Source organism: Rhodococcus sp. 06-470-2, from assembly GCF_002258235.1.
Taxonomy (GTDB): Bacteria; Actinomycetota; Actinomycetes; order Mycobacteriales; family Mycobacteriaceae; genus Rhodococcoides.
Genome location: NZ_NOYB01000005.1, coordinates 1 through 13,082 on the forward strand (window position 1 = coordinate 1; position 13,082 = coordinate 13,082).

Here is a 13,082-nt window from a genome sequence, read left to right on the forward strand (position 1 = left end):
AGGGCTTGTCACACCAGTGGAGGCACCGGCATCATGAACCTGCCGGACACCGACACGTCAGGTCGTACACAGACCGACACGTGAGGTCGTCCACCGATAATTGTCTCCGCACGCCCCAACCCGCCCCATGGATCCCTGTAAACCGTTGCGGGACAGCTCATGTACGAATTTTCGTGAACGGAATTGGCTACCTCGATCGGAGTGGACGATGGTGCCGTCCGGGTCTCGTTGATCGACGGCGTTTCGCAGTGCAGATACTGCCAGTGAGGCTTTCATACGGCTGTCGATCGAGTATCCGACGATCTTGTTCGAGTACAGGTCTTTGATGGCGCAGAGGTAGAGCTTGCCTTCGTCGGTACGGTGCTCGGTGATGTCGGTCAGCCAGATCTGGTTGCGTTCCTGTGCGGTGAATTGGCGGTCGACGAGGTCGTCGTGGACGGGCGGGCCGGCTTTCTTGTTCAGGCCGCGCTTCTTGGAGAACACGGACCACAGCCGTTCTTGTGAGCACAGTCGTGCGACTCTGTTCTCGCTGGCGGTGATGCCGCGGTCCGGCAGTTCGTCGGCGATGAAGCGGTAGCCGAATGCCGGGTCGTCGGCGTGGATTTCACGAGCGATGTTGATCAGATGCGCGTCGTCCCAATCACGTTGTGTGACTGGTTGTTTCTTCCATTTGTAGAACGCTTGGGTGGAGAATCCGAGCACCCGGCAGGTCACTGTGACGGGGACTCCGTCGGCAGCAAGGTCGAGGACCAGCGGGTAGATCATTTTGGGTTGACATCCCGGGACAGGTAGGCGACCGCACGGCGCATGACCTCGGCTTCTTGCTCGAGGAGCTTGATCCGTTTGCGGGCCTCCCGTAGCTCGGCGGACTCGTCCAAGCCGGCCGGCGTCGTGCCTCGTTCGATGCCGTCGTCGCGGTCGGCGATCTTCAGCCACCGATGCAGACAGCCCTCGGATATTCCGAAGTCCTTCGCGATCTGACGCAATGGGGCCTCGCCCTTGCGTGCGACGGCGATGACGTCGCGGCGGAACTCCTCGGGAAATGCTTTCGGCATGGTGAACATCCTTCCACCGTGAGGAGCGATCCTCACAGATCAGATGTCAACCAAACCTGGGGCAGTCCCGAAACCGAGCACGCCGTCCTTGGAAGCCTGCAGCGCAGCGTTAACAAGAAAGACGCAACGTTGCTGACAAAACGTCGCGGGTTGACGCCACGTCCCTGACGGCAAGGACGGCTATGTCGAGCACACGGCTCCAGTCCCATCGATCTGGTAGCCAAAGTGAATAATGGCTTCGCCCTTCCCGGCCGTGAACGCATGATGTGAAGAAAGGGCGCACAAATGAGGAGTCGTCTTTTAACTAGACGAGCGTCAGTTCCGGCCGGGTATCACCCTGTCCGAGTAGAAGTCGTAGTCGAGGTAAGTTGACCCTCAAGTCGGCAGCTAGTTCCTTTAAGGTCAGTCCGTTTCCCTGCGCCACATCAAAAGCTGAGGGGAGCAGAGCTGGCACCTCACCCGGATACCCCTGCACAGACTCATGCCTGAATAGACCCGACATCCGAAGGACAGAGAGCCGTTGATGGGACCGTCTGTAGGTAGCTTCAGACACTGCTCCTACTTCTTTACAGCGGCGCAGCAGTGAGTCAACCGACACACCCCACTGCACGCTCAAATCACCAAGCTTCTTGAAATCGAGACGAGGCGGCAGCATCGGGGTGATCTCAGCTTGCGGAGTTAAGAACTCGGCTGCGAAGACGTCAGCTTCCCGCTCCTGCTGGGGATCTCCTGGTAAGCAATCGCCGTGCATCACAAGGTGCCCGAGCTCATGAGCAGCGCTGAAGCGATGCCGATACACATCGTCGGCTCGGTCCGGTGTTAGCACGACGATTGGCCTTGGCAGCTTCGAGGTTGAGAAGGCATCGATCGTCTTGGTCGCGGTACCTGCGAAAGGTACCAAGGTAACAATAATGCCATGCTGCTCCATTGTGCGGACCACGCGAGCCAAGCGACCAGTACCGAGACCCCAATGGATTCGGAGTGCTTGTGCTGCCGAAGCAGGGTCAGCTGGGAAGTCAGCCTGCTCAACCTCACCAGCGGAGAATCCTGGTAAGTCGACCTCCGGGAACCGCACCCGTTTCTCTAGGGCGTAGGTCAATTCCCAGACTTGCTCCGCGAACGAAATCGCCTTATCGCGTTGGCCGACGGGTGTACGGCGCAGACTTCTAAAGTGTGCGTGAGCCGCATCCAGACGTGCATACGGGCGACCGGTCGCGAGAAAAGCTACTGGGACATCGAGAACGCGCGCCAAAGCTTCGATATTGTCCGGACGTGGATTGGCCGTGCCGGATTCCCATTGGCCAACCGCCACGGGAGAAACCCCCAGCTCACCAGCAACAAATTTCTTGGTTACCCCGGCTAGACGGCGAGCTTGTGTAAGTCTCGCCGAATCAAATGCGCCGGCACCGAGCTGATCTCCTGCCAGATCGTTGTCCCGCAGGAGATGAAGCTGCCCCGAGCCACTATCTTTCAACTGTCCTCACTAGCCTGGGCGCGCTCGTCGTCGCTCTGCTTCTCGGAAGTGACCGGCTCAGCAGGACCGCGGATGGACAGACCAAAACCAGCGTCATCCTGGACGCCAGAGTCGAACCGATCAACGTCTTGCTTGTCTTGGGCGACGACTTTGAGCGTTCGAGCAATCGGGACTGTTGCAACATTCTTTAACGACTCATGCCGCGGCCACGCAAGTTGCCCAGTCTCCGTATTTACCAACTCTGCGTCCCCCCAACCGAAGTCGAAAAGTCCGTCGGGTGTAGCTGACACCCAAAGCGTCACAGTGCGGCCCTCGACCTGCGCCATTTGCGCGCTGAAGCGCTCACCCTCGGTAAAGTGCTCCTCAAGTTCTTCGTCGGTCATCTCCGCATGCTCCAGCGTCATCTGAGGTTCGACGGCGGATGGAGCGAACGTCATCAGGTGCTGCTGCAGATGCGACACCCTGGGCAGTTTGGCGTCCAGAAGGCGAGTCTGCCCGTCGCCAGGCACCCTCCACCAATAGAGAACTACACCGGTTTCTTCGATGACTGGCAAGTCATATCGAGCATGCTGACCCGCTGGCTTTCGGGCCGTGATACCTGGAACATCCCTGAGCCTTGTCAGTAGACCGCGGTTCAGGTGGCCTCGGAGTGATGTTCCATAGGGGTCGCGCTCGGATAGCCCATGCTCGGTATGAACGCGTAGGGCTGCGGCTTGCGCTGCCCGTACGGTGTCAATGACTGCGTTCTGTACTATCCCCGCGACCTCACCAAACCGCTCAATCGCGTACTCGGATAAGACGATCTCGCTCAAGAGGCCCTCCCAGGAACTAGGTAGATCACCTCGGTCGGCGATTTACACTTTATTTTAGCACAGAAACCGATCATAAAACCAACAACCATCCTCGTCTTCGCAGCGCTGTCGACTTAATATCGGGCTCGATCGGAACACAGCCGTTGGCGACAGCCGAAGTCCCGACACGGTCGGCAGCGAGATTTCAGGGTGCTGTCAAGGAATCTCGACGGTGCGGTAACTGTCCCATCAGCACCGCTGGCTTGGGATGGTCGCCATATCGAATCACGGGGTTCCTGTCCGTCGCCGGGCATACGCGCTTGTTCGATCAGCAGGTCGCCTGGTTGGCCACTCAGTGCTGAAGGTTCGTCTCATTGAGGAGAAGAAAAGTCATGGCGCTTGGTTCGTCGATATCTAGTGGGCCTTTGACACGGCCGCAGCCCCGCGACTTCCCGAAAGCCTGTGTGCGCGCGGCTTTCTAGCGGGAGGTCGACACGAGGATGTGCTGCGCTACCCACCCGGGAGCCTCAGTCCTCCCGGAGAGCAACGTGCGGGCTCGGCGCAGATCTCGACACTTCCTCGTACTACTCGAGTTTGGGCACTGCTCACACGTCTGGGGAGAAGCCTCACCGGGCACACCTTCCGCCAACCGAAGTCGACCCGCCGTCGAGAGCTGTTGATGCTGCTGCGGTTACAACGTCCCGAGCACAGGTAGGGTCCGGTGGAACTGCAACCGGCGCTGCCGGTGACAGATACGACTGACTGCGGCAGACCTCGAAATCGGCTACCCCGGCGCACCTCCGGGGCAATGACCGTCAGTCTTCAGACTTCTGCAAGATCGGAAATGTAGAACGTAGGTGGGAGTGGAGCTCCGCCGCACGTGCTGCGTATGTGTGCGATGCGTGTCCGATTGTCTCGATCGCCGCCCTGTACGGATCGACATCGACCGCGCTGAACAAGGCCGGGATTGCCATGGAAGGCGCGTCGACCAACATGTCATACGGGTCCGGCCGGTCTGCGAGCGGTTCGTAGGATCCGGAGTACACCACCGAATGCGACTCGCTGTCATCGTCGATGTCGTCTGCGGCCGCCAGTTCCGATTCTCGGTCCGCGCCGAGTTGCGCGAAGGCCGTGCCGATCTCGGCGTAGGACGCAAACGGTGACGGCAGCTTTTGACCTGCAGCAAGGGCGTCGAGCACTGGCCGCACCCATGGCCGGTCCGAGAGGCCGGCGAAGTCGAACGCCGCTCGAGCGCACCATGTGGCGATACTGCGCGCAGTGGAATCATCTACAGCGAGGATCGATCTCACCAATGCTCGGTCATACCTGGTGAGCTCCTGGCCGCCGTTGTACGAGAGCACTTGGTGGATAGGCTCGTCGCCACCCCACGCTGCCCACTCGCGCTCTCGCGCCTGCTGTTTCAGCTCGGACCGGTTCACCAATTGCGCTGTTCCGTCCTCGTGAAAGACCGTGATCCATTTGGCGGGTTGGGAATCCGGCTCAGCACTGTCGCCATGTATGTCGGAGATCGAGGGGGCCGGGTGAGACGTCGACCCCGCAGCACCCTCGATCGAGCGTTCGTTCTCGGGGAAGCCGTAACCCGGCATGTCCCACCGTATCGCTTCGCGAGCACCCGTCCCATCGTCAGGCCACAGACGGATTCGCCACACGTCACCGGGTGTCGTTCCCCCGGGCCACCCATAGTTGACGAAACCACGTCCGCTGACCTGAACGAGATAACTGCCGGGCGGGACAACGCAGTCCACCGGGGACGTGGTGGGCGAATCGATCTGCAAGACGCCATCCGGACCGATGTCTAGGTGGTCTTCGATGATCTGTTGCCACTGATCGTCATCGATCGGCGGTCGCGCGGTGAACACCTCGACATCGATCTGCATCTCGAAGTTGTTCTGGTGAGGGCTCAAGACCACCATCGACTTACCGTCACCAGCATTCGGCTGGTTGGCCAACGCCTGTTCGAGTAGGGGGTATTCGTTCTCGCCGTCAGCGAGGCCGCCGCGAAGGTAGAACTGTCCGTAATCCATCATCAGAACGATCTGTTCGGAATTGACGAGGCGTCCAGCTTGCTCACTCATGGCGAACACAGTGCCATCAGTCGGGGGCCGAGTACACGACACCGACAGATCGTTTCCACGTCTGGCCTCTCTACACGACAGGCCGGACTCAAGGTCAGCAAGCCCTGCACGCAGCTGCCGCCATTTCTCCGCTTCCACAATGAAGCGGGTCTCGAAAACCGGCTTGCCAGTGAGAGGCTTTGCCCGTCGAGCGTCGTCGCTTCTGGCACACGTGGACAGCCTGCTCCCAGCGGAATTCCGTACCCTCGAATGGCGGTGCCGAACCGGCACCGCTATCCGAGACGCAAGGAGAGAACTCCATGGCTGGAATCGCTGACAAGCTCGACAAAGCATACGAAGACAAGCCACTCACCGAGCTCGTCGACGCACCCGTCGAGGCACTGCAGGGCGTCAGCCCGGGCGATGCCGAGCACCTCAAGGCCGCATTCAACATCAAAACCATCGGTGATCTCGGACGCAACAAGTACTTCCTCTGGGCGCAGTCGATCGCGAAGCTCGCCGAGTAAGACTCGAATACACACACGATGAAGCCACAGGACGTAATTAGTTCTGTGGCTTCATCACGAGCCAACACTCTCGCCTGTGGTTCTAGCAGCGCCATCGATTGCCGGTAGCGATATTAGTCAACCCACCTGCACCCCAGGTTCGCGGCGAGCGACCCGCAGCGACTGTCCGATCCGGTCAGCCTGTCGGCCCGGTACCGTCGCACCTGTGACACCGAGACGGGGCAGCACGGTGAGCGGCTACAGCTACCAGTGGTCGCTCTTCGTCGACTGGTGCGCCGCGGCCGACGTCGAGGCTATCCCCGCGTCGCCGATCACGCTGGCGGAGTTCCTCGGTGAGAACCCTGCCGGAGAGGCGGTTCAGCTGCGTCGGGTGTCCGCGATCAACCGCGCTCACCTCGACGCCGGCCAGCCCGCTCCCGGCCGAGTCACCTCGATTCGGATCGCACTGGACTCGGCACGTAGCGACAGAACGATCCGGCGCGCCTCGCAGTACCAGGTGATCGCGGCCGGGCTGCCGTTCTGCGGATCGACGGATGCACTGTTCGGTCGCCGCGACGCCGTCCTTCTCGTTCTCGCCGGAGCGGGCTTGTCCTACAGGGCAATTGCAGAACTCGACCGCACGGACATCACCACAGACGGCGACAGTGTGCGGATCGGCGGCCGCCACCGAATCCGTATCGCCCCCGACGACGTCACCGGTTTCGAGCCGGCGACGATATGGGACCGGTGGCACACGGTCCTGCAGTTCTCCGAGCGCTACCCCTCGACGGCGCTGCTGGCAGAAAATCTGCAGCGCAACATGTTTCCCGACATGACCGGTTTTTCGCAGCGTCGCGGTCCGGTCGCGGTGCCGATCGATCGGTGGGGTCACCTGCCCTTGCCAGTCACGGCGATGACCGCGGCCGAGGTCGGAGCAGTGATCGCGGGACACCGCACAGGCGTTTCTCCACTGCATACCCCGCGTCGCCCCATCATCAGACCGTCCGACGGTGCCGATCACAGTGACCCGATCGCCGTGCCGGAGCCGGTCTCCGCGGAGCTGGACTCCGGGTACTACCGCTCGGGCGTCGGGGCACGTCGCCGCGCGCACACAGCGCTGGCCGATGTACCGGACCTGTTCGACGACGTCGAAGACCGCATCGAGCAACTCTTACAGCGCACTCTGCAGCTCCTCGGCTCGTCCTCCGACGGCGATAGTGACTGACACAGCGGGCTTGCGGAGCGCATGCACCGCTTACCGGCACGCACTACGAGCCCCCTCAATGCGACCGGATCGAGTGGCGGATTCCCCAGCGCTTCCAACGTTCATCACCCAGCGAGGCGTCCACTTTGATGGGATATGTGCGGACCCATTGGCTGGACGTCTATCAGACTGTATCCAGCTATATAAGCCTTATTCTTATATAGCGACATAAAATTTTATAGTATTGGTGCATGGAGTACGGACTGAACCCCTTCACACCCGGGTCTGGCACCCGACCACCCGAGCTCGTCGGACGTACCGCCGAACTCGAACGGTTCGACTTGTTGATCGCGCGGGCGAAACAGCGTCGCTACGACCGCGGGTTGATGCTGCAGGGACTTCGGGGGGTAGGCAAGACCACGCTCTTGGCGACCATGGCGGACCAAGCTCGTCGCCACGACTGGGTGGTGGTCGAGGTCGAGGCCCAGACCAGCGTGGAAGGTGCCGAAGCCCTGCGGCGGCGGATAGCCAAAGATATCTCTCGCGCTGTACGTCGTCGTCAGTTCGCCGGCCCGGTCGCGAACAAGATTAGGCAGTTGACCGAAGAGTTCTCGGTGTCCGCCACTGCGTTCGGTGTCGGAGTCGAGCTCGCTCGATCGGCCGATACCGAGAAGCCGCCCCTGGGGGTCGAATTCGAGGACCTCGTCGAAGATCTGACGGAGGAGCTCCGCAAGGACGGCACCGCGCTGGGGCTGTTCATCGACGAGATGCAGGAACTCGAGCCGGCGCTACTGCAGGTGATCTTGGCGACCCAGCACCGTGCAGCTCAGCGCGAATGGCCGTTTTTCGTGTGTGGTGCAGGTCTGCCGAACCTCGCGCAAGCCTTAGCAGACGCACGGTCGTACGCCGAGCGCCAGTTCGATTACAGGACCATCGGTCCGCTCGCCGACGATCAGGCCCGCGATGCGATCGTCACACCCATCACCAGGCTGAACCAGGACATCTCTGTCGAGGCAACCGACTACGTCGTCGCGGCGAGCGACGGATACCCGTATTTCCTTCAGGTGTTCGGTCACGAGCTCTGGCAGGCAGCCCAGCAGTCCCCGTTCACCCTCGCCGACGCCGAGGACGCCGTCGATACCGGCCACGCCTCGCTCGATTCCGGCTTCTACAGCTCGAGGTGGCTCCGGGCCACCGAAGCAGAAAAGCGCTATCTGGTTGCCATCGCACGCAGCGGGACCGACACTCCGCGGACAGCAGCCCTCGCCGAGGCGCTCGGATCGAACCCGCAATCGATGGCACCGCACCGTGACTCCTGCATACGCAAAGGGCTGATTTGGTCTCCCGCCCGCGGCCTGGTTGCGTTCACCGTTCCCGGAATGGCGGACTTCATCCGCCGTCAACCCAACGCACCGGTCATCTGATCTCGACAACGAACGTCGACCGGGGTCGAAGCGAGCACGGACTTGATTCGTACACCGGCATCACAACGATGTCGGTGTACGAATCAAGTCCGGTCCACCATTGCAGCGTGCAAACGCGCGGTGGGCGGGAGGGAGGGCGTGAGCGACGCGAAGAAGACCGGCGCTCACGTCTGCTCTGGATTCGTGGCCGGTACACCGTGCGTTAGAACGGGTCTGGTGGGCCGGTGTTCATTACCGCCAGGATGTAGTCGTGGTCGGGTGGATCGGCCGGATGATCATCGGCGATCACGAACACCGACCGATCCGGTTCTTTCGGGGTGCGTGCCTCCTCGCGGGCTGCGAGCCATTCTCGCCAGACGATGCGTTCGGCGCGGTGACGGACTATGCGGGCACGGACGGCGGAGGTGAGGCCGTGACGATGGCCGATGTCGTCGAGTTCGACCGACCCGACACCGATGTGGGCGTTGTCGACCGTGAGCAGACCGGCGACGCGCAGATCCAACAAGGCCTCGTACCCGCTGGTTCGGCCGACCCCGATGGCGGTGAACAACTCATCCGGCGTCAGAGGCTCCGCTGCGGCGACGACTGCGTCGTAAAGGACACGGTGACGCCAGCCGATGACACTCCACGCGGGGTGTACCGACTCGACCTCTGCTAGACCTGCCGAGGTGTCGATTGCCGCCGCTCGTCCCGCATGTGTGGTCACCAGCGCGTATCGGTCAGGGTTCTGGCCCACTCCGCGTTCGATCAGCAGCAGCGGTGAGCCTTCCGTATCCCGGAGCCGCTCCAGAACTGACCACACCGTTGATTCGGGGAGCATGCCGGCCGCAATGGACAGTGACCGCCCACCGACACCGACAGTGGGAACACCTTCGACTATCTGCCCTGATACTGCTGCAGCCCACGCCAGTGCCTGGACGACTGCATGGGTAGTCCATCTATCTCGCCGGTGACGAAACTCCGAAGCGACCCAGGTTTGAGCGTGGGTAAGCCAAGAACGAAGTACAGGGTCGTAGGTACCCCCTGTGTGCATTTGCTTGTGCCCGGTATCCCGGACTGGGTCGGGGAGTGTCGATGAGGCCCAGTCGAGGGCGCGGGCGGTGTCGCGGCGGATGGCGCGTTCGGGTTCGGCGTAGCGGGCGTACGCGGCGCGCACACCCGCCCAGGCGGGTTCGGTGACGCGGATGAGGATGTCGGCGGCGCTGGCTCCGGCGAGGACGGCGTGGGTGATGACGGACTGGCGTGCTTCCGAGCGTGAGGGCCAGCGGCGGGTGTCGATGCGGCCGGTGTTGGCGAAGTCGAGGACGCAGCGCGGCGGCGGGGTGGAGCGGCAGAAACGCGGATGCAACCGGGCGTCGTCGCTGCTGCCGAGAACGCGTTCAGCGGACGTCTCGGCGCGGATGTGGGCGTCGATCGGGCTGGTGATCGCTCGGCCCGTTCCTCCGAGCAGGGCTTCGAGGCGTTGGAGTGTGCCGGCATCGGACCCGACGGTCAGGATGTCGGACGCTGTCGCCGGGTCGAGGTCGACGAGGGTGCGGTGGCCACCTTCTTTGCACTGCGAGCCTGGGACGGTGATGCAGCCGGTTTTGTGGTTGGTCATCGGTGTGATGTCCAACGTTGGAAGTCGCGCTGAGAGAAGGCGTAACAGTGGCCGTACCTCGTCGGTGGTGACTGTTTTGCCCGGTGCCAGCGGGATGAGTACGTGTCGGCCGCCGCTGGTCGATTCGTCGACTACTGCGCGGCCACCGCATTCGGTCAACCAGGCCAACAGACGCTGGGTGTCGGCGACGACGGAGGCGTGGCCGTGGTGTTTGGTGTCGAAGTCCAGGGCAACGATGCCGGCGCGCCCGCGTGAGAACAACGGCACAGCCGATGGCAATGCCGGTCTTTTGACCGTCAACGGCCCCGCGGACACGTATTTACGCGTCGTCGGGTCGTAGAGACGCATCGATCGGCGGGCAGCAATGGCCGGTGCGAATCGATGCCACAGCCGTCCCGCCGTCGCATCCGGATGGACGACACGAGCATTCAATCTTGTACCTACTTCAGGGCACGATGTACCCTGAGACATGTCCGCCAAGACAGTCCCTTCGGGGAAGAGCAACACGGAACGAGTTGCGAGATAGTCACTCGCTTCTCTGACTTCAGAAACCCTCGGCCCGCACGCCGGGGGTTTTTGTCATCTCAAAGTGCTGCGCAGATTCAGTTGGTCGTATGACCCAAACGTCGGTTAAGGGTCAAGACAGCTACGCAGTCAACGGCAACACCCCCTGCTCTTGTGCGCGGTTGAGCTCGCGCGCAAGATCTTCCCGGTCACTAGCAATCGCAATCAGATCGGCAACGTACTGACTCAGAGACGTAGCGCCAGCCGAGCTCCGCTGTGCCTTGAGCGTGTCAATCAGCTCTGACGGCAGTCGGACAGTCAGCGACGTCCGGTCACCCTTACTGGGCATCGGCATGGCACGGCCTCCTTCGTCTTCGGTCCCAACCGGAGTCCATCCTGAACCAGAATCATTTTCGAAGCGCCGTGACACGCCGAGAGCGTTGCAGCGAATTACATCAGTGTGATCTGACTGGACAGTCGGGGCGTGTGACGCTGCCTCCCGATCCGCCATGTCTTCTAAGGCCGCAGTAAGGCAGACTCCTCACCGCGTGGTGGCCACGCGGGGGATTGGCTCGCACACACCGAGAGGAATATCGACTCGATGACATCTGATACGACCCAAGCGGGGGCGGCTCCGTACAGCAGCAATCTGTTCTTGAACGTCTACGACCTATGGGTAATGCGGCTATCGAACAGCTACGCCTGGCGCTGCAACCGACAGAACTTCCTCGACCTCTACAACGGTCGCATCGGACACAGACACCTCGAGGTCGGGCCCGGATCAGGTTGGCTGCTCGCCAACGCAGATTTACCAGCCGAAGTCGATCTCACGCTTTCGGATCTCAGCCCGAATTCGCTCAAGCACACCGCGTCTCGACTCCAAATACCCACCACTCTGATCGAGCAAGACGTACTCGAACCCTTCGCCGAGAACGTCGAAGCGTTCGACTCGATATCTCTCAACTACGTATTGCACTGCCTACCAGGCGACTGGTCGACCAAGGCCGCAGCCTTCGACAATCTTGCCGAGAAGTTGAAGCCCGGGGGAGTGCTGTTTGGATCAACCGTGATCGGAGTCGATCAGCGATACACCCTATTCGGCAAAGCACTGATGACGGCGTACAACAAGATTGGTGCGTTCGGCAATTGGCACGACGATCTACCGGGACTGGAGAAGGCACTCAACAGTCGGTTCGAGCATGTGAAGGTCGATATGATCGGAAATGTCGCTCTTTTTGTTGCCGAAGACCCGAGAGCCACACCACGGTCTTAGCGTGTGCGCGGCTCGCTGGCACAAGTGACGAGTGGTTCGATCAGGACATCACGCTGTGCCGGCGTAGCTTTCGCCAAGCCCTGGCAACTTCGACCAAGTCATCGCTCGTCGCGGTGAGGTCGTAAGCCCCGGAGCGCTGCGCCAGCACCATCAATAGCTCGTAGCGTTCCGGAGGCACCTGACCGGTGGCTTTAGCGGCGTAAGCCTGAGCAAGTTCTGCTGCAATACTCTCCGCATTTAGTTGAAGCGGGTCCGATTCAATGGACAACGTGGATGCGTTCCACTTGCTGAGCCTGCGTGCTGCATCGTGAATTTCGATGATCTTCCTGTGCAGCTTCATCGCAGGATCGGACTGGGACTGTCGACTGTCGGTTGTCCTGACCTCGGGGAACTGATCGGTCATGTCTTGCCACAGACGCTCGATCTCCTTCAAGTTCCTGCTGATTCGGTCCTGTCCTAGCTTTGCCCGCAGTACTGCGACAACCGGAACCGCACCCATGATCAGTGATCCAGCAACCGCGAGGAAGAAAGTTAGGGCCTTCACATGCATCTCTGGATCGGCCGACCCAGAGCCTGTCAAGACTTCCTGAAACGTGAGAATAGGCGTACTCACCGCAACAAGCGCGAGACCGACCGCAATTGCAATCGCCAAGCCATAGAGTGCTTTCTCACGGACCGCGGTGTCGGGATGTCGAGCTTCGCCTAAGAAGATCCTCATGACAGCAACTGCGACGAACAGAATCGGGGCGTAGAAGGCGGTCCACAAAACGACTGCCGGCCAGCCCAAGAATTGATCGACTAGCTCACCGGCCTTCCGGGAAGGTGTCCCGGAAATGAGGATGACGGCACTGAGAGCAAGTCCAACCGCGTCGTAGACCCGCTGGCGCTTCCACACAGCCGAAGGGTCGGACCCCACCCATAACCGCGACATGCCGTAGATAGCCATGACAACCATGACGATGCAACAGAACGTGAGCTGCTGAAACAGAGCGACGTCGCCCAGCGGTTTCGGTAGATGCCTGATTGCGTCTTGGACCGCACTTTCACGGAGAACTAACGCGAACCATCCGATGACCAACGACCGTGTAGTCAGCCTGTCGATGATCGACGAGTTGAGCCACGCGATGCGCACCACCAACGTCAGCGCCATCAGTACGATGATCGGCCACGAGATCC

The 13,082-nt window shown here is 61.2% G+C and carries 9 protein-coding genes and 1 pseudogene; 4 read left to right on the top strand and 6 right to left on the bottom strand.

The genetic code is table 11. The features are described from left to right. Positions 1-99: 99 nt before the first annotated feature. The 4 genes and pseudogenes from CH276_RS02460 to CH276_RS28855 form a co-directional block, all read right to left on the bottom strand. A pseudogene (locus tag CH276_RS02460) lies at positions 100-1,055 on the bottom strand (IS3 family transposase); the annotation flags it as partial. Between the two features lie 304 nt (positions 1,056-1,359). Continuing rightward, positions 1,360-2,529, bottom strand: a complete 1,170-nt coding sequence (locus CH276_RS02465) for a helix-turn-helix domain-containing protein (RefSeq protein WP_230591423.1) — start codon at positions 2,527-2,529, stop codon at positions 1,360-1,362. Next, positions 2,526-3,341: a hypothetical protein gene (locus CH276_RS02470; RefSeq protein WP_080729903.1), complete on the bottom strand. Its 816-nt coding sequence runs from the start codon at positions 3,339-3,341 to the stop codon at positions 2,526-2,528. The genes CH276_RS02465 and CH276_RS02470 overlap by 4 nt, the downstream gene beginning before the upstream one ends. Before the next feature lie 794 nt (positions 3,342-4,135). Further along, a complete protein-coding gene (locus CH276_RS28855) occupies positions 4,136-5,416 on the bottom strand; it encodes a hypothetical protein (protein ID WP_254924075.1) in 1,281 nt (426 codons plus the stop codon). Between the two features lie 299 nt (positions 5,417-5,715). Here CH276_RS28855 and CH276_RS02480 point away from each other — a divergent pair, with 299 nt between their 5' ends. The 3 genes from CH276_RS02480 to CH276_RS02490 all read left to right on the top strand — a co-directional run bounded on the left by CH276_RS02480 (position 5,716) and on the right by CH276_RS02490 (position 8,529). Beyond that, positions 5,716-5,922 (top strand): hypothetical protein, encoded by a 207-nt coding sequence (locus CH276_RS02480; RefSeq protein WP_008720325.1) that lies wholly within the window; start codon positions 5,716-5,718, stop codon positions 5,920-5,922. 205 nt (positions 5,923-6,127) lie between these two features. Next, positions 6,128-7,126, top strand: a complete 999-nt coding sequence (locus CH276_RS02485; RefSeq protein ID WP_230597385.1) for a hypothetical protein — start codon at positions 6,128-6,130, stop codon at positions 7,124-7,126. A gap of 230 nt (positions 7,127-7,356) precedes the next feature. Continuing rightward, positions 7,357-8,529: an ATP-binding protein gene (locus CH276_RS02490; protein ID WP_032382516.1), complete on the top strand. Its 1,173-nt coding sequence runs from the start codon at positions 7,357-7,359 to the stop codon at positions 8,527-8,529. 202 nt (positions 8,530-8,731) lie between these two features. Here the strand turns inward: CH276_RS02490 and CH276_RS02495 are convergent, their stop codons facing one another. Continuing rightward, positions 8,732-10,561 (bottom strand): hypothetical protein, encoded by a 1,830-nt coding sequence (locus tag CH276_RS02495; RefSeq protein ID WP_141214643.1) that lies wholly within the window; start codon positions 10,559-10,561, stop codon positions 8,732-8,734. Positions 10,562-11,288: 727 nt separating this feature from the next. Here CH276_RS02495 and CH276_RS02505 point away from each other — a divergent pair. Beyond that, on the top strand, positions 11,289-11,906 hold the full coding sequence (locus tag CH276_RS02505; protein WP_254924076.1) for a class I SAM-dependent methyltransferase: 618 nt from the start codon (positions 11,289-11,291) through the stop codon (positions 11,904-11,906). Positions 11,907-11,946: 40 nt separating this feature from the next. On the opposite strand, the gene CH276_RS02510 is transcribed toward CH276_RS02505, so the two are convergent. Beyond that, complete coding sequence (locus CH276_RS02510; protein ID WP_141214644.1) at positions 11,947-13,056, bottom strand: DUF6545 domain-containing protein; 1,110 nt, start codon at positions 13,054-13,056, stop codon at positions 11,947-11,949. Between the last annotated feature and the right edge of the window lie 26 nt (positions 13,057-13,082).

What these genes read in the sequence shown, in the direction of transcription:
- CH276_RS28855 (WP_254924075.1), bottom strand. Translation starts at nt 5,416, where the DNA reads ATGAGTGAGCAAGCTGGACGCCTCGTCAATTCCGAACAGATCGTTCTG.
- CH276_RS02480 (WP_008720325.1), top strand. Translation starts at nt 5,716, where the DNA reads ATGGCTGGAATCGCTGACAAGCTCGACAAAGCATACGAAGACAAGCCA.
- CH276_RS02490 (WP_032382516.1), top strand. Translation starts at nt 7,357, where the DNA reads ATGGAGTACGGACTGAACCCCTTCACACCCGGGTCTGGCACCCGACCA.
- CH276_RS02510 (WP_141214644.1), bottom strand. Translation starts at nt 13,056, where the DNA reads ATGGCGCTGACGTTGGTGGTGCGCATCGCGTGGCTCAACTCGTCGATC.